This is a genomic window from Variovorax rhizosphaerae (assembly GCF_037889975.1).
Lineage (GTDB): Bacteria > Pseudomonadota > Gammaproteobacteria > Burkholderiales > Burkholderiaceae_C > Variovorax > Variovorax rhizosphaerae.
Genome location: NZ_JBBKZT010000013.1, coordinates 89,070 through 105,115 on the forward strand (window position 1 = coordinate 89,070; position 16,046 = coordinate 105,115).

The following is a 16,046-nucleotide window of genomic DNA, read 5'->3' on the forward strand; positions in this document are numbered from 1 at the left end:
GGTCAGCCCAACAGGGATTTGCGCGCGTTGTCGGGCGAGGCGACTTGGTAGCCGAGGTCCTCGATGATCCTCGAAGCCTTGGCCACCAACTCAGCGTTGTCGCGCGCAAGCTTGCTTGGCGAGACATACAGATTGTCTTCGAGGCCGACCCGCACGTGCCCTCCCAGGATCGCAGCCATCGCGACCATCCGAAACTGCTCCGGACCGACGCCAAATGCGCTCCAATGAGCGCCTAGCGGCAGCAGTCGCTGCATTTCGGCCAAGACCGTTGGCGTAGCCGGTGCGCCCCAAGGCACTGCCATGCACAACTGGAAGTAGGCGCTGTTCGGGATGACGCCCGTTTCAATCAAGTGAGTGGCCAGGCGAGCATGGCCGAAGTCGAAGACCTCCAGTTCCATGGTGACGCCGCATGCCTGAATCTGCGCGGCCATTTCGCGCAGATGGTTCGCGGGGTTGACGAAAACTGCGTCGCCAAAGCTCATGGTGGCAACGTCCAAGCTGCAAATATCCGGCTTGAGTCGGACGACGTGCGCCACCCGTTCGCTTGGCGTCATGAGTTCGGCGTTGGGAATCGACTCCACTCGAAACGGCGCATCAATGGGCACTGTCAGCATCGTGCCGGGACCCGTGGTGAGGTTGATGAGCACGTCGCAGCGGGAGGCGCGAATGCGCTGCACCACTTCTTCGTAGTAGGCGTACTTGGTTGAAGACTTGCCGGTCTCGGGGTCTCTCACGTGGATATGGACGACCGAGGCGCCGGCGTGCGCGGCATCAATGGCCTGATCGGCTATTTCCTGAGGCGATGCTGGAACGGCGGGATTCTTCGCCCGGGTGTCTGCGGCGCCAGTAAGGGCGCAGGAGATGATGACGGGAAGGCGCTTGCTCATGTGATGACTGCCAGGTTGGAGAAGAGGGGATGGCTCGAGCAGCACAGCTGGACTACATCTTGCCGTCACGTTACGAGACGAGTCGTATCGATGAAACTATAAGAGTTTGCCGCAACCGCGTCAACCGCCAAATCCTATCGCCCTTCAGTTGGATTGCTAGGGGTAAACACCAAAGGGCTTTGAGTAATACGAAACGTACAGTATCGTAAGTGTCCACCAATAGGAGTCCCAGTGAAACTTGGAAGATTTGTGATGCAGGGTCTGGACGGCCCGGTTCAACGCATATGTCTGGTGCAGCCCGAGAAATCTCGTGTCATTGACCTGCGTGCCGCGGAGGTACTGAGGCAGCAGTCGCGCGGTGCGTCCCGCGAGGCTGCTCTGCGCTACGCCTCCGTCGTATTCCCTCAAAGCATGTCTTCAGCCATCGCTCTTGGCGAGGAGTTTCTCGCGACGGCCCACGAAGCGGCACACCGGTGCGGGGACGATGCCTCCAAGCCGTTTGAAGGCTTGCAATGGGCCGCGGCTTGCGATCCGTCCGTGGTGCGCGACGGTCTCACATTCACGAAGCACATTCGGCAGTTTCATGAACGCATGAAGCTCACGCCCGCGCCGGCGTTGCTGCAGGTGCCCGGCTACTTCAAGGGATCCCCCTGGACGGTGATTGGGCATGAAGCGGAAGTGCCGTGGCCGGCCCGTGCCGAGAAGATGGACTACGAGCTGGAGATCGGATGGGTCATGGGCCGCACCGCCCACAACATCACACCAGATACCGCACGCTCGCATCTGTTCGGCGTCACCATCTTCAATGACTTCTCAGCTCGCGATTTGCAGGCCAACGAGTTTGCAATCGGCATGGGCCCGACCAAGAGCAAGGACTTTGCCTATGGCATTGGGCCGTGGATCACGACGATCGACGAGTTCCCCGACCTTGAGCGCATCCGCATGGCGGTTCGAGTGAACGGCGAGACATGGGGCGAGGGCGACACTTCGGAGATGCTCTGGAGTGTCGAAGAGCTCGTCGCCTACGTTTCGCTGGGGGACCAAGTTCAGCCGGGCGACGTGATCGGTTCCGGGACGATGGGGAACGGCTCGGCGCTCGAGCTCGGCCGCAGCCTCAAGCCCGGCGATGTCGTGGAGCTTGAGGTGGCGGGCGTCGGCGTGCTGCGCAACCGCATGGGTCCGCGCGAGCAGGGCACATGGTGGCCGACGCCGCGCACGGCATTCATGTGAGTAGGCCGTGATGACATTCACCCTCGGGACCTTCTCGAACGATGGTAGCGAGCGATTCGCCGCCATGTGCATCGACCAACGCGTTCTGCCTTTGCATGCGTTGCATGCTGAGGCGCTGGTTTGCGGAGCCGTATGGCCCGAAAAGGCCTCTGTGCTGGACCTGCTCCAGGACTGGTCGCGGAACTTGGAAGCGCTGCGCGCGCTGCGGGAGCTTGTTCCCGCTTGGCACGCTTGCGAGTTGTCCATGTCCGACCTGCGCGTTCATCCCCCCGTGGATTTGCCGCGGCAGGTGCTTTGCACCGGTGCCAACTACCGCAAGCATGTGGTCGACCTCACGCTGGACATGGGCGTGGGGCCGCAAGGGCTCGAGGGTCCCGCGCTGCGCAAGTGGGCTGAAGACATGATGGATGAGCGGGCGGCTCACGGAGAGCCCTATGTCTTCCCTAAGTTGCCTTCGGCCATCACGGGAGCCTTCGATCCCGTAGTGCTCCCCGCAACGACCCTCAAGCCCGATTGGGAACTGGAGCTCGCCGTCATCATCGGACGCCCGGCGCGCAACGTGAGTCGCGAGTGCGCGCTGGACTACGTGGCCGGCTATGCGATCGTGAACGATGTATCGGCGCGCGACCTGATCGCGCGCACGGACTACAAGATGCTCGGGACGGACTGGCTCAGATCCAAGTCGGCCCCGACCTTCATGCCGTTTGGGCCCGTCCTCGTACCCGCATGCTTCGTGCCGAATGCGCAGGACCTGCGCCTCACGCTGAAGCTGAACGGCCAGACCATGCAGGACGAATCCACTGCCGACATGCTGTTCGATGTGGCGCAGCAGCTTGAGTACATCACCGCGCACGTACAACTCTGGCCTGGCGATCTCATCGCAACCGGCTCGCCTGCGGGGAACGGCACCCACTACAACCGATTCCTGCGCGATGGCGACGTGATGGAGTCGTCTATCGAAGGTCTTGGCCGCCAGCGCAATGCGTGCTTTGGACCCCTGACGCCAAAGTCGGTTTGATTGCTCAGTTCGAGCAAGACCAGGCAATTCGACATACCGCCACCAAAAAGGATTCTGGGCGTGAATACTGAAGCATTGATCGAGACACAGCAAGGCGCAAAGGCTTCCGCGCACGTGCGGCCGGTACGTCGTATCGTCACCGGGGAGAACCAGCAGGGGAGATCCATCTTCGTGTCGGATGGACCGGCGCCGAACCACACGACGGACCCAAAAACGCCGCTCGCCCACGTGCTGTGGGTGACCGGCGAAGCCTGCGCGCCGGGCCCCGATCCGGCCCCCGCCGGAGAAGCGTTCGGGTTCCACTCCAAGGGAGGTTCTCTCCTGCGCGTGGTCGACTTCCCGCCCGATGAGGCTTACGAGCCGGAGAAATTGGCGCAGTTCCTCGACGAGCACGGTGTGCGGGACAAGGGTGACGCCCGCCATTTCTGGTTCCACAAGACGCAGTCCCTTGACTATGCAATTGTCCTGGAGGGCGAGATCCATGCGCTCATGGACGAAGGCGAGACCCTGATGCGCGCCGGCGACATCCTGATACAGCGAGCGACGAACCACAGTTGGGCCAACCGATCAGGTAAGCCCTGTCGCATGGCTTTCGTTTTGCTCGACCTGGAGGGCGGAACCGAAGACAGGTGAAATGAAAGCACAACGATTCCGCCCGGCCATCGCTGCGGTGCTGCTGGATTTGGCCAGCATTGCTGCGACTGCACAGACCCGCGCGTGCTATCCCTGAAGCGCGGTCGGCTCGCCAACGCGGTCGTCGTCGCGGACAGAATCTATTTGGTGGATGCGGGGAACGGCGTGGGACGCCAGCTGCTGGCGTCTGGCCTAGATGTAAGGAAGGTGGACAACATCTTCATCACGCACAACCACGATTTTCACAACGCCGACTGGGGAGCGTTGGTGGTTGTCTTCAGTGGCGACAGCGGCAAGTGCCCTGCCATGGAGCAGTTCGCACGCGAAGCAGACACCCTGTTCCATGCAGTCGTGGACTTGCCGTCCATCCAGCAGATGTTGCTGCGTGAGCTTCTGCCGGGCCTCGCACAGAGGGCCTCTGCCAGCACATGGTCGAGGACCACACCACCGCGGAAGACGTTGGCCGGTTGGCTGAGAACGCAGGCGTGAAGGAGGTGGTACTGACCCACCTGATTCCCGGGCGTGGCGAGCCCGATTCGCTCTTCATCGACGGGGTGCGAAAGCACTTCCGTGGCCCTTTGAGGGTAGCCCGCGACTTGATGGCGTTTTAGGGCATTCTTTGACATCGCACGCAGGTGAGACGCGCCGCTGTGATTGGGACTTCGCAGCGAAAGCAGCGCCCCGGATAATGAGGCCTACGAAATAGTGACCGGAATTTCCTTGCCTACCAAAACTACTTCCAAAGTGACCGCGGCCAAGGCCGGTGGACGCGCCTCCGCGGCCAAGCTGGCCGCTGCTGCGCCCCGCCCGCGCTCGCCCGGACGCGCTCGCAGCGATGCGTCGCGCACTGCCATCCTCGAGGCCACGCTGAAGCTATTGGAGACCACGCCCGTGCAGCAGATCTCGATCGAGTCGATCGCGCGGGAGGCGGGGGTGGGCAAAGCCACCATCTACAGGTGGTGGAGTTCGAAGGCGGCGGTGGTCATCGAGGCGTTCCTGCACACCCATTTGAGCCACACGCTCATGCCCAAGGTCGCAAGTCCGCGGGAGGCTCTCATGCGCCATATCCACCTGCTCATCGATGAATACAGCGGTTGGTCGGGGCGCATCGTTTCGCAGATCATGGCCGAGGGGCAAAGCGACCCGGATGTCCTGCGGGAGTTCCGTGAGCGCTTTTGGTACGGCCGGCGAGCGGTTGTTCGTGAGGTGCTTGAAGAAGCGCGCCGTCGAGGCGAAATCCGCGACGACCTTGACTCGGAGTCGCAGATGGACCTGCTCTATGCGCCTATCTATTTTCGGTTGCTCATGCGGCACATGCCATTGGACAAAAAGTTTGCGGACGAGCACTGCGCCGCAATCATGCTCATGCTAGCGCCCCCCCAGAATGATGCTGGGGTAGCGCCAGCCAGAAAGCGCAAGCTGGCCTGAGCCGCCTCGCGCGGCACTCGTGCCCACATGCCATTCGAGGCGTCCGAGATGATCGTCGCGCTGAAGAATCCGCACGCGCGCCTTGGGAAATCATTCCGCGCTGATGTTCTTGGTACGGATCACTTCGGCCCATCGCTGTTGTTCCATCGCCCACAGGTTGCGCAGGTCTGCGGGGCTGGTGGGCGAGGGCTCGGCGCCGCTCTTGGCGAAGAAGTCCCGCATGTCCGGTTGGTCTCGCACTCTCCCAATCGCCGCGTGTAGGTGGGCGACGATGGCGGGCGGCATTCCGACCGGACCAGCGAGGCCCGCCCAGAAATCGGCGGGCGCATCGAGCACGCGTTCTTCGATAAGCGTTGGCACGGCCGGGAGCAAAGGAGGCCTCTGGGCCGATAGGACGGCCAGCGGTTCACCTTGCCGGCTTCGATCCAGGCCATCGAGGTCGTCAGGTCCCCGACTGCCAATTGCACTTCGTCGTAGACCAGCGCCTGCAGCATGGGGGCACCCCCCTTTAGGCTATACGGGTGATCTGAGTGCCGGTGCGATCCTTGATCAATTCCGTCACGAGATGGGGCGCGCTTCTTATGCCCGGCGTGCCGTAGTTCAACTTGTCCGGGTGATGCTTGGCATACGCCACGAACTCCTTGAAGCTGCCCACGGGAACACGTTGGCTCGCGAGCAGGACGACTGCCATGCGCATGAAGCCGCCGATCGCGGTGAAGTCCTTGACGCAGTCGTACGGCGGCTGGGGCGAGAGGAACGGGCCGGTGATCTGTGTCGAGAGCGTCGACATGACGAGTGAGTTGCCATCTGCCGGCGCTTGCAGGGCCGGTGCCGTTCCCAGCGTTCCGGCTGCGCCAGGTCGGTTCTCCACGACGAACGGCTGACCGAGTTCGCGGGCGAGGCCGTTGGCAAGCGCGGGCCGCGAAGTCCGTCGGGCCGCCGGGCGGGATCGGGGCGATCAGGCGTATCGGGTGCGCCGGATACGTGCCCTCTCCTCGTGCCTGCGCGTGGCCTGCCGTTGCAGCCATGCGGGCTGCGGCCAGCAGAACCGAACGCCGGGAGTGAAGAGTGCTCCGTTGCGATGCGATTTGGGAGCCTGGTTGGCTGCGCCAGGGGGCCTAGTCGTCATTGAATCGGTCTCCCGTCTGGCGATTGAGCCCGCGAAGGGAATTGTCCACCAGCTTCTCGTAGGTCGTGGCAGCACCAGGCAGACCGGCTCGGCGGCGCTGCTCGATGAGCAGTTCGATACCGGCCCGGTCCGGAACAAGAGAGGCCGGCGTAGCACCCAGCATGGCGTTCACCGCTGCAGCGGAGAAGCCTGCCATCCCCAGTGTTTGTCGCGCAGAGTCAGGTACATTCTCCATGCTCTGACGAGCGCTTTCGAGGCTATGGAGCCATGCGGAGAGTGCGGGGCGCAACCGCTCCATGTCCGCAGCGCTTACCACGAGCCCCTGTCCCGGAAAGGCGGGGTAGCGTTCCTGCACTGTTGCAATACGGTTGAGACCAGCCTCGATGGCCATTGCATCAAACGGAGGGCCTAGCAGTGTGGCGTCGCCACGTCCGGAGACGATGGCGTCGTGTCTTTCCTTTACTCCACCCACGCACTCCAGCGCATACGCTTCGGGGCCAATGTCCGCTTCGGCCAGCATGGCGCGCAAGGCCACGATGAATCCATTGCGCGGCGCATCGACCAAGATGGTGGCCGCACGCAGATCCTCGAGCGAAGTGCGGCCTCTTTGACCGACGAGGGTCAAGGGTGTCGTGCGTTCGAGTTGCGCAACAACGCGAAAGTCCTGTGGCCCATCACGCAGGTTCCACTCCATCACGTTGTCCATGGCGGTGACCACGGCGTCCGCCTGGCTGGATACCAGCCCCTCGAATTGCTCATCGGACGATGCGTTGCGCCTCGAACTGACGGTGACGCCAGCGGCCCCTGTCAAGGTCTGGGCCACGAGCGCCACCGGCGGAGGGACGAACCAAAGAAGCCGCAGTGTTTTCGACATAGGAAGGACTCTTTCCCGTCTTCAAATCAACTCGAGCTTGATGCCTGAGCGCTTCACCACCGGAACCCACTTTTCTCGCTCAGAGCGGATGTAGGCAGAGAACTCTGCCGGCGTGCTCCCGACAGGTTCGCCACCGTAGTCGTGATACCTCTGGATTACCTCCGGCTTGTGTGCCAAGGTGGCGCATGCAGCAGCCACCTTTTCCAGTATGGGCTTGGGGGTGCCTGCGGGCGCCAGAAGGCCGAACCAAGTCGATGCGTTGAATTCCCTGATACCCAATTCCTCAAACGTCGGCACGTTCGGAAGCAGCGGATGCCGCCCCTTGCCCGTGACGGCCAACGCCTTCAGCCTACCCGCCCGGATATTGCTCATCGAGGCTGGAAGGGCATCGAACATTACTTGCGTCTCGCCTCCCAGCAGCGCCGTGTACGGACTGGTCGTGTTGTAGGGGACGAACTGATAGCTGGTTCCCGTGATCGCTCCAAACCACTCGCCAAGCAGGTGCTGGAATGTGCCGATGCCGACCGTACCAGCTGGGATGGTTCCGGGCCTGGCCTTGGCCAACTTCACGAGTTCGGTCGCCGTGTTGGCAGGCAGACCCGGATGGGCAACGATCACACTGCGCAGTGCGGTGAGCTGGCTGATGGCTTCGAAATCGTTGGGGTTGTACGGGAGCTTCGTGTACAGCTCGGCCATGTAGCACAGCGAACTCGGGATGCCGACGAGCAGGGTGTAGCCATCAGGGGATGACTTCGCGACCAGCGAGGTGCCGATGGTCGTGGCTCCGCCAGGTCGGTTGTCGACGAGCACAGTCTGTCCCAGCAACGATGTCAGCCCCGCGGCCCAGAAGCGCGAATCGGCGTCCAGGCCTGACCCCGGTGGGTTCGCTACCACGATGCGCACCGGCTTGTTGGGGTAATCCTGCGCCGACGCTTTGCCGGCAAGCGTTGTCATCAGCATCGCTGCGCTGGTGCCCAGCACCTGTCGTCTTGAGATCATCATGGCTTTTCTCCGTAGGTTGGGCGTCTCGATTGACCTATGCCCGGTAGATGTGTTGATTATTGCAAGACGATGCGTATTGCAAATATCGGGAAACCACCTACGCATGTCACGCGGCACTGAATTCTTCTAAAGCCCGAATGAAAGCAAGCTTTCCGAGCGGCGACAGCACGAGGTCACCCCCAAGGGTTTTTACCTAATTAATATCAAAACGATGCGTCTAGTATCGATGCGGTTGCGGCCAGCTTTGGCTGCCATGCCTTCCAACTCTCGAAAGGAAACAAGGATGAACATCCTCGGACCTGACTGTCTGGTCTTTGGCGTTGATGACGTCTCGGCCTGCGTTCAATTCTTCACCGACTACGGGCTGACGCCGATCGGCGTCAGCGAATCCGGTGGCCGCTTCGAGGCCGTCGATGGCACTTCCATCGTCATCGCGCGCCGAGACGATCCCTCGTTGCCCGCACCAATGGAAACTGGAACCATGCTGCGCAAGACCATCTACGGTGTCGCGGATCGCGCGACGCTGGACGCTATTTCCGATGAGCTTGGCCGCGACCGCGACGTCAAGCGCTTGGCCGACGGCTCTATCGAAGCCTGCGACGACATGGGTTTCGTCCTCGGGTTCCAGATCACGGTGCGGCGCAAGCTCAACGCGCCCGGCGAAGCGTCGAACTCGCCTGGCAGCAAGCCGGCTCGTGGCCCCAATGTCCTGGGTGCGAACGCGGATGCGGAGCACCGTCCCCTGACTCTCTCGCACGTCGTGTATTTCGTGCCTGACCAAGCCAAGGCCGCCAGGTTCTACGTGGACCGGTTGCGCTTTCGCTGCACCGACCGCTTCACCGATGCGGGCAGCTTTCTGCAGCCCGCGGGAACGCTGGACCATCACACGCTCTTTCTGATCCAGACACCGCCCTTCATGAAGGGAGTAGAGCACTTCACGTTCCACCTCTCGGGTCCGACCGCAATGCTTCAATGCGGATCCCGCTTCGTCGCCAAGGGCTACCAGAGCTACTGGGGTCCCGGGCGTCACAAGTTCGGGTCCAACTGGTTCTGGTACTTCAACAGCCCCGTGGGCTGCCATGTGGAGTACGACGCGGACATGGACCTGCACGATGACACCTGGGTTGCTCGCGAAGCACCCATGCAGGTGGATGAATCACAGATCTTCCTTTTCCAGCACCGCGAGAAGTGGGCGCCTGGTGGGGCGCCACCGCCCGGCGAGGCGCATTAAGAACTGGCCATGCGAACGTACCTGTGCAGGCTCGACGAACTCGCCGACGGGGCGTCGCGTGGCTTTGATGCCGCAGGCATGTCGCGGACTCCGATGTTCGTAGTCCGGCGCGGCAATCAGGTGCATGGATGGCTGGATAGCTGCCCGCATGTCAATGGCGCGCCGCTGGCCTGGCGCAAGGATGCATACCTGAGCGCCGACGGTAGTTCGATCGTCTGCTACGGGCACGGCGCCATGTTCGACATCGAGAGTGGCGTCTGTTTCAAGGGCCCGTGTTTGGGGCGAGCGCTGACGCCCGTGGCGGTGGAGCGCGACGAAGAAGGTGCGCTGTGGACCAACTCAGCGCTCCCTGCCGAGAGACAACCTGTTTATTAGGGTTTGAAATATGAATGCGACAGACAACCTGCGCGCGCGAATCGCGCTGATGGCCGCGCATTGCGCGGGAATGGTGGACATTGTCGCGCTGCCGGTGTGGGTGGGCACGCTCATCGCACGCTACGGCTTTGACCCCCAACAGGCAGGCGCTCTTGCGACCATGTTCCTGGCCGGTGGGGTCGTAGCGAGCCTGATCTTGGCGCCGCGCTTCAATCGCTTGCGCGGCCGCTGGATAGTCCCTGTCGCCTACGCCATATCGGGCGCTGCATTCCTGGCATGCACCCGCACCAGCCAGTTTGAAACGCTCGCATTGCTGCATACGCTGGGGGGTCTGGCCACCGGCACAGGGTTGAGCATCACGCATGGCACCGTCGCACTCACGCGCAATCCGCATCGGATGTTCGGCCTCATGCAGGTGGCGGTGGGGGTGTTCGGCGTTGCCTACATGGCCGCCGCGCCCCAGATCATCGCAGCGCTCGGAGGGGCGGGACTTTTCGCCATCTTCGGGGGCGTCATGCTCGTTGCATGCGTCATCACGTCGGTGGAGCCACACCGCGATGCACGATGCACGACCGGCTGCGCTGCCCAATGCTGCATGGTGCGCCATGGCCGGCATCGGCCTGATGAACGTGGTGCAGGCCATGGTGTTCAGTTTTCTTGAGCGCATGGGCGCCGATCGCGGATTCTCGCCGTTCAACTTGCAGCTCGTGCTCATCGCCGTCGGGATCGTGAACCTGGCGCCGGGGGCAGTGGCTGCGTTGTTGCAGCAAAAGCTGAATGCCCGAAGTGTCGTGCTTGGCGGCGCTGTGTCGCAGGCCGCTCTGGCGGTGGGGCTGGTATCGAGTACGACATTTCCCGTTTATGCGGCGGCGGGTGCCTTCTTCGTGTCCGCGGTCATCTTCACCCACATCTTCACCTTCGGCGTGCTCGCCAAATTGGATCCGTCGGGGCGGGCCGTTTCCGCGACGCCCGCAATGCTGATGATCGGTTCCGCCATAGGCCCGGTTCTTGGCGGCACTTTTGTCAAGTTCTTTGGCTACGGCGCCATCGGCTGGGCAGCCGTGGCCATTGATGCCATAGCGTTCTGCTTCTACCTGTCAATGCGAGAAAGCAGCGCACAGCTCGCAGCGCCAGCGGCGCCGGTCCTTGCATCAACCCATCACTGAAACAGGAGACTCCTTCATGAAAAAAGCCAAGCGGGTGCTTGTTGTCGGAAGCGGCATCGGCGGCGCGACTGCGGCCTACACGCTGGCCCGGGCGGGCGTGGAAACGCATTGCATCGACATCCAGCCGACGAGGTCAACGGTCGGATCGGGAATTTGCCTCCTTCACAACACGATGCGCGCACTCTCGGAGATCGGCCTGGCCGAGCCTTGCCTTGAAAGTGGCCTGAAGTTCGAAGTGTTCAAGCAACACGATGCCGCCGGCAACTTGCTCATGTCGAACCCGACCCCTCCTGGCATCGGCATCCGCCGTCCGGAACTTGCCCGGATCCTCGAGACCGCAGCCAGCGACGCGGGAGCAACGATGGAGCGCGGTCTCACGGCCGACACGGTCGACGATCGCGGGGACCGGGTGGAAGTCAAGCTTTCCGATGGACGAGAGGCAGCTTACGACTTGGTGGTTGCGGCGGACGGTGCGTACTCCAAGCTGCGCGAGCGATTTTTTGGGTCTGGGCATCGCGTGTGGTTCGCTGGTCAGAGTGCCTGGCGTTTCAATGCCCCGCGGCCGCCCGAGGTGGATGGCTTCTGCCTTTACCGTTCGCCAGACGGCAAGCGTACTGTGGGCGCGCTGCCGACTTCCAAGGAAGCGTGCTATCTCTTCTTCCTCGAGAACAGCGCCCAGCACATGCATTGGCCAGACGACCAATTGGACGTTCTCGTACGCGAACGGCTGGCCGAATTTACAGCCCCAGTGATCCAGGATTCACTGGCGCAGGTCACCACGCCGCAACAGGTCCTGGTTCGTCCTTTTGACGTCAACCTGGTGCAGGCACCTTGGCATAGGGGGCGCATTGTCATGTTGGGTGACTCGGCGCATTCGCCCACCCCCCAGATGACTTCCGGCGGCGGCTTGGCCATCGAGGACGCGGTTGTCCTCGCACAATGCCTGAGGGATTTGCCTGACATCGAGGAGGCCATGGCTGCCTATTCGAACCGACGGTTCGAGCGTGTGTCGACCGTGTGGAACGCCTCGCTGCAGTTGTGCAAATACGAGCAGGAGCCGGTGCCAAATCCGCAGAGGTCCGCTGCACTTCTGCTTCAGACCTACCAATATTTGGGCCAACCCATGTGATCACCGCGCCCGGCAGAGGGACCGTGCGCACATCCGCGCTCAAGCCCATCGTCGACGCCGCCTGGCACCATTTCGTCAAAGTCGCTGAACTGGAGTCGGCTTTGCGCGCGGCTCAGGCAGCTGATGCGGTCCGGGCGAGGGGTGGCCTGACGGAACTCGGGCAGCAGTTGCATCCGCGCATCAAGCGGCTGATCGCCGAATCCGAGAGCCTTGCCGACGAGGTTCGCGCCAGCCGTGGCATGCCCGTCGGCGATGTGCCGCTGGGACCGCCTCCTTCGACGGTGCCTTCGAGCCGCGTCCGTAGCGGGCATCGGCATGCAGATCGAAGGTGGACAGCGCGATAAGTGGCATCACGAACAGCAATCCGTCACTTGGCTATCGCCGCTCCGCACCCCGCGCGTTCACATAGAGCGCGTAGATCGAATGGCTGCTCGCCATGAAGAGCCGGTTGTTGTCGGCGCCTCCGAAGCAGAGATTCGCACAGCGCTCCGGCAGGCGGATGTGGCCGATGGCGCGCCCTTCGGGGTTGAAGACCATGACGCCATCCAGCGCGCCTGCATCCGCGTCGGCCGCGCCATTGCTGCCCCAGCCGGCCCAGATGTTCCCATCCACGTCGCATTTGATTCCGTCGAAGGCGCCCGGGCCCTGCGCGTCGATGTGCAGGGTCTTGTTGGAGAGTTTTCCGTCCTTGCCGACCGCGTAGGCCCAGACGCGCCGGCTCGGCTCGGCACGACTTTCGACCACGTACAGCGTTCGTTCGTCGGGAGAGAAGCACAGCCCGTTGGGACCGGCGAGGTCATCGATGACCTGGTGCAATTGACCGCTGTTTGGGTCGATCCGGTAGACCGCGTGCGGCAGCTCCTGTGCGGCGATGCGGCCCTCGTAGTTGTTGGCCAACTGGAACGGCGGATCGGTGAACCAGATCGCACCGTTCGACTGGCAGACGATGTCGTTGGGCGAGTTCAGGCGCTTGCCTTCGAAGCGATCCGCCAGCGTGGTGATGCGGCCATCGTGTTCGGTGCGGCTGATGCGCCGGGTGACGGCGGCTTCGCAGGTGATCAGTCGGCCCTGCAAGTCTCGCGTGTGGCCGTTCGCATAGTTCGACGATTCGCGGTAGACGGACGCCACGCCGGTGACCTCGTCCCACCGGATGATGCGATTGCTCGCCACATCGCTCGCGAGCAGGAAGCGACCGTCGCCGAACCACACGGGGCCTTCCATCCAGCGGAAGCCGGTCGCCAGGCGCTCCACGCTGGCGGCGAACAGCCGGTACTTGGCGAAGGAGGGATCGAGGATCACCACCGCCGGGTCCGGATAGCGCAGCGAAGGGGCCCATCCTGTGCGCGTTTCCACCGGGAGATTGTTCATCGCGTATGTCGTCATGTTCATTCGAGGCTGAACTCGATCGAACCGGTGAGTGATTGGCCGGGTGCCAGGACCTGCGTGCCGGTGCCGGCGACACCATCGGCCGCGAGGTTGAAGGCGTCGGCGGTATGGCTGGCCGGTTCGATGCAGATGTAGGGCGCGTCGGCCGGCCGGTGCAGGACCAGGTGGTCCAGCCCGGGTGAGGCGACGATGCGCAGGGCAGGGGTCTCGTCATCGTCACCAAGCTGGAACCGCCCGTCCCACTCGCTGTAGCAACGCGTGAATCCTTCGGGCCCGACAGATCGCCCAGCGCCGAAGTCATCTACCGTGTGGACCGGGTCGGCGCGCAGGCTCAGGAAGTCCGGCGTCATGACCCAGCATTTGTGTGCGTTGAATTGCAGGCGCGCGGAGGGGCGGCAAGGGATGTACGGATGCAGGCCGATGCCAGCCGGCATGGGCTTTGCATCGGCATTGCCGACGGAGACTTCGACCCGTAGCGAAGCCGGGCGGAGGGACACCGCCAGCTCGGCGCTGTACCGCCATGGCCAATGCACGTCCGGTTCCTTTTCCAGCCGAAGGGTGAGTTGCGCATCCTCCCGCTGGACGACCTGCCACTGGCTTTGGTGAGCCGTGCCGTGCAAGGTGTGGGGCAGGGCATCCGGATGCGGGCGCAACGCGATGCGCTCGCCAGCATGCCGCAGTTGCGCATTGGCAATGCGACCCCAGTAGGGAACCAGCGGGTACACGCCGCCCTTGGCCCAATGAAGCAGATCGCTGTGTTCCTCCGGGTAGGGATGGAACAGTTCGCAAGTCTGCCCGTGTGCAACGGAGAGTCCACAGCGTGTGATACGTCCGCCGAGCGCAGGCGCCATGCGCACGAAAGCGGCGCCTTGACGCAACTCGATGATCTCGCTCATGTGCCGTCCCGACGGCTACAGCACCGATGCCAGCGACGCAGCCGCATAGGCGCCGCCGACATGGTCGCGACCCGAGGTCTTGGGGTCCATCGCATCGTGGTCCAGATAGCCCGACGCCAGGAAGTCCGCGGCGTTGTCCTGCGGGCGATAGCCGAGTTCCCGCGCACGCAGGTTGGCGAAGAAGGGCCGCGGGCTCTCGGAGACCCCGTACACGATCTCGTTGACCACCTCCGGATGCTCCAGTCCGATGCGAATCAACTGCGCCAGGTCGCGAATGCTGACCCAGATGCGCAAGCGCCGCGCGTCGCCGACTTGCGCATCCGCATTGCCGATGCGGATGACCAAGGCCGCCGGGCCGCCGCGCAAAGCGTAGCTGGCACACGCGGCCTCGCCGAACACCTTGCTCATGCCGTAGTAGCTGTCGGGCGCTGGCGGCAGCGAGTCGAAGAACTCGGCGGCGTCCGCAGGGTACTGCCCGAGCACGTGGTGGCTGCTGGCGAAGACGAAGCGCTGCACGCCGTGGCGATGCGACGCTTCCAGCAACTGGAGCGTTGCCTGGTAGTTGGGTCCGAGCGTCGATTCGAAGCGTGCCGCGGGCCCATGGACACAGGCCAGGTGCAGTACCGCATCGACGCCCGCGACAGCCTTTTGCACGAAAGCCGAGTCGCACAGGTCGCCGGCCATCGTCTCCTCGCCTTCCTGCAGCGCGATGGCCTGCAAGTCGACAAGGCGCAGCCGGTAGTGCTCGCGCAGCAAGGGTCGCAGCGCAGTGCCGACCAGCCCGGCCGCGCCGGTGACGAGGAGAGTTTTCATGGTGTCGCTCACGATGATTTCTGGACCCGGACCTTGCCCACCATCTGCGTCGGGTCGATGAAGCGGAATGCGATGAGCACCCACACCAGCGTGGTCAGCATGTAGATCACTGCCATCGCGTCGATGGACTGCGCGGAGCGAATGCCCGCCGCGAACACGGCGTAGTACAGCGCCACCACCAGCGTCTGGCTGTCCGCGCCGGCCGTCAGGAAGGTGAGCTCGAACATCGAGATGGTGCGCACCAGCACCAGCAGCGAGGCGGCCATGATGCCGGGCAGCAGCAACGGCATCAGGATGCGGCGGAAGATGGTCAGCGTACCGGCGCCGAAGACCCGCGCGGCCACTTCCACCCGCGTGTCGATCTGCTCGATGAAGGGCGTCATCACCATCACCACGAAGGGCGCGCAGGGCACCAGGTTCGCGAGGATCACGCCCCACAGCGAGCCACCGAGGTTGACCTGGTAGAGCACCGTGGCCAGCGGGATGCCGTAGGTCATCGGCGGCACCAGCAGGGGCAGCAGGAACAGCAACGTGACGAGGCGCTTGCCGCGGAATTCCACGCGTGCCAGCACGTAGGCCGCGGGCACGCCGATCAGCACCGACAGCAGCACCACCGCGCCGACCGCGAGCGCAGTGGTCCACAGCACGTCGCCGAGCTGGAACTCCTTCCAGGCGCGGCTGTACCAGCTGGTCGTGAAGGCTTCCGGCAGCCAGCCCGTGAACCACTGCGTGCCGAAGGAGTTGACCGCCACTACCGCGACGATGGCCGCGACGTTGAGGATGATGAAGGCCATCAACACGCCGAATGCGATGCGGAATGCGCTCTGGCCGAGATCACTTTTGTGCATG

The 16,046-nt window shown here is 63.3% G+C and carries 19 protein-coding genes and 1 pseudogene; 11 read left to right on the forward strand and 9 right to left on the reverse strand.

Annotated elements, in window-relative coordinates; all coding sequences use genetic code 11:
- Nucleotides 1-2: 2 nt before the first annotated feature.
- Entirely contained in the window at nt 3-887 is an 885-nt protein-coding gene (locus tag WKW82_RS25845; protein ID WP_340345311.1) for a beta-keto acid cleavage family enzyme, read from the reverse strand.
- A 252-nt stretch (nt 888-1,139) separates the two neighbouring features.
- On the opposite strand from WKW82_RS25845, the gene WKW82_RS25850 reads away from it, so the two are divergent.
- The 5 genes from WKW82_RS25850 to WKW82_RS25870 all read left to right on the forward strand — a co-directional run bounded on the left by WKW82_RS25850 (nt 1,140) and on the right by WKW82_RS25870 (nt 5,196).
- Entirely contained in the window at nt 1,140-2,117 is a 978-nt protein-coding gene (locus tag WKW82_RS25850) for a fumarylacetoacetate hydrolase family protein (protein ID WP_340345313.1), read from the forward strand.
- Between the two features lie 10 nt (nt 2,118-2,127).
- Nucleotides 2,128-3,135, forward strand: a complete 1,008-nt coding sequence (locus WKW82_RS25855) for a fumarylacetoacetate hydrolase family protein (RefSeq protein WP_340345314.1) — start codon at nt 2,128-2,130, stop codon at nt 3,133-3,135.
- 60 nt (nt 3,136-3,195) lie between these two features.
- The gene (locus WKW82_RS25860) at nt 3,196-3,768 is read left to right on the forward strand and encodes a cupin domain-containing protein (protein WP_340345315.1); all 573 of its coding nucleotides are present in this window, start codon (nt 3,196-3,198) and stop codon (nt 3,766-3,768) included.
- Nucleotides 3,769-3,852: 84 nt separating this feature from the next.
- Nucleotides 3,853-4,257 (forward strand): MBL fold metallo-hydrolase, encoded by a 405-nt coding sequence (locus tag WKW82_RS25865; protein WP_340345316.1) that lies wholly within the window; start codon nt 3,853-3,855, stop codon nt 4,255-4,257.
- A 255-nt stretch (nt 4,258-4,512) separates the two neighbouring features.
- The gene (locus WKW82_RS25870; RefSeq protein WP_340345317.1) at nt 4,513-5,196 is read left to right on the forward strand and encodes a TetR/AcrR family transcriptional regulator; all 684 of its coding nucleotides are present in this window, start codon (nt 4,513-4,515) and stop codon (nt 5,194-5,196) included.
- A 90-nt stretch (nt 5,197-5,286) separates the two neighbouring features.
- Here the strand turns inward: WKW82_RS25870 and WKW82_RS25875 are convergent, their stop codons facing one another.
- The 4 genes and pseudogenes from WKW82_RS25875 to WKW82_RS25890 all read right to left on the reverse strand — a co-directional run bounded on the left by WKW82_RS25875 (nt 5,287) and on the right by WKW82_RS25890 (nt 8,201).
- Entirely contained in the window at nt 5,287-5,658 is a 372-nt protein-coding gene (locus tag WKW82_RS25875; RefSeq protein WP_340345494.1) for a Bug family tripartite tricarboxylate transporter substrate binding protein, read from the reverse strand.
- Nucleotides 5,659-5,704: 46 nt separating this feature from the next.
- Nucleotides 5,705-6,097 (reverse strand): annotated as a pseudogene (locus WKW82_RS25880) (Bug family tripartite tricarboxylate transporter substrate binding protein); the annotation flags it as partial.
- A 217-nt stretch (nt 6,098-6,314) separates the two neighbouring features.
- On the reverse strand, nt 6,315-7,199 hold the full coding sequence (locus tag WKW82_RS25885; RefSeq protein ID WP_340345319.1) for an ABC transporter substrate-binding protein: 885 nt from the start codon (nt 7,197-7,199) through the stop codon (nt 6,315-6,317).
- A 21-nt stretch (nt 7,200-7,220) separates the two neighbouring features.
- Nucleotides 7,221-8,201, reverse strand: coding sequence for a Bug family tripartite tricarboxylate transporter substrate binding protein (locus WKW82_RS25890; RefSeq protein ID WP_340345320.1), 981 nt, complete (start codon nt 8,199-8,201; stop codon nt 7,221-7,223).
- A gap of 283 nt (nt 8,202-8,484) precedes the next feature.
- Between WKW82_RS25890 and WKW82_RS25895 the strand changes: the two genes are divergently transcribed.
- Genes WKW82_RS25895 through WKW82_RS25920 form a run of 6 tightly spaced genes read left to right on the forward strand, consistent with a single transcriptional unit; the run spans nt 8,485 to nt 12,446 of the window.
- A complete protein-coding gene (locus tag WKW82_RS25895) occupies nt 8,485-9,432 on the forward strand; it encodes a VOC family protein (RefSeq protein WP_340345321.1) in 948 nt (315 codons plus the stop codon).
- A gap of 9 nt (nt 9,433-9,441) precedes the next feature.
- Nucleotides 9,442-9,807 (forward strand): Rieske (2Fe-2S) protein, encoded by a 366-nt coding sequence (locus WKW82_RS25900; protein ID WP_340345322.1) that lies wholly within the window; start codon nt 9,442-9,444, stop codon nt 9,805-9,807.
- Nucleotides 9,808-9,817: 10 nt separating this feature from the next.
- Nucleotides 9,818-10,468: an MFS transporter gene (locus WKW82_RS25905; RefSeq protein WP_340345323.1), complete on the forward strand. Its 651-nt coding sequence runs from the start codon at nt 9,818-9,820 to the stop codon at nt 10,466-10,468.
- The gene (locus WKW82_RS25910) at nt 10,413-10,973 is read left to right on the forward strand and encodes an MFS transporter (RefSeq protein ID WP_340345325.1); all 561 of its coding nucleotides are present in this window, start codon (nt 10,413-10,415) and stop codon (nt 10,971-10,973) included. Before WKW82_RS25905 ends, WKW82_RS25910 begins: the two co-directional genes overlap by 56 nt.
- Nucleotides 10,974-10,989: 16 nt before the next feature.
- On the forward strand, nt 10,990-12,102 hold the full coding sequence (locus WKW82_RS25915; protein WP_340345326.1) for an FAD-dependent monooxygenase: 1,113 nt from the start codon (nt 10,990-10,992) through the stop codon (nt 12,100-12,102).
- Nucleotides 12,099-12,446: a hypothetical protein gene (locus tag WKW82_RS25920; RefSeq protein WP_340345327.1), complete on the forward strand. Its 348-nt coding sequence runs from the start codon at nt 12,099-12,101 to the stop codon at nt 12,444-12,446. Before WKW82_RS25915 ends, WKW82_RS25920 begins: the two co-directional genes overlap by 4 nt.
- Before the next feature lie 31 nt (nt 12,447-12,477).
- On the opposite strand, the gene WKW82_RS25925 is transcribed toward WKW82_RS25920, so the two are convergent.
- Genes WKW82_RS25925 through WKW82_RS25940 form a run of 4 tightly spaced genes read right to left on the reverse strand, consistent with a single transcriptional unit; the run spans nt 12,478 to nt 16,045 of the window.
- Complete coding sequence (locus WKW82_RS25925) at nt 12,478-13,470, reverse strand: SMP-30/gluconolactonase/LRE family protein (protein WP_340345328.1); 993 nt, start codon at nt 13,468-13,470, stop codon at nt 12,478-12,480.
- 17 nt (nt 13,471-13,487) lie between these two features.
- Nucleotides 13,488-14,384 (reverse strand): aldose 1-epimerase, encoded by an 897-nt coding sequence (locus tag WKW82_RS25930; RefSeq protein ID WP_340345330.1) that lies wholly within the window; start codon nt 14,382-14,384, stop codon nt 13,488-13,490.
- Nucleotides 14,385-14,399: 15 nt separating this feature from the next.
- Complete coding sequence (locus WKW82_RS25935; protein WP_340345331.1) at nt 14,400-15,197, reverse strand: NAD-dependent epimerase/dehydratase family protein; 798 nt, start codon at nt 15,195-15,197, stop codon at nt 14,400-14,402.
- A gap of 8 nt (nt 15,198-15,205) precedes the next feature.
- Nucleotides 15,206-16,045 carry an ABC transporter permease gene (locus tag WKW82_RS25940; protein ID WP_340345332.1) on the reverse strand — a complete coding sequence of 280 codons (840 nt, stop codon included), beginning with the start codon at nt 16,043-16,045 and terminating at the stop codon, nt 15,206-15,208.
- Nucleotide 16,046 lies beyond the last annotated feature (1 nt).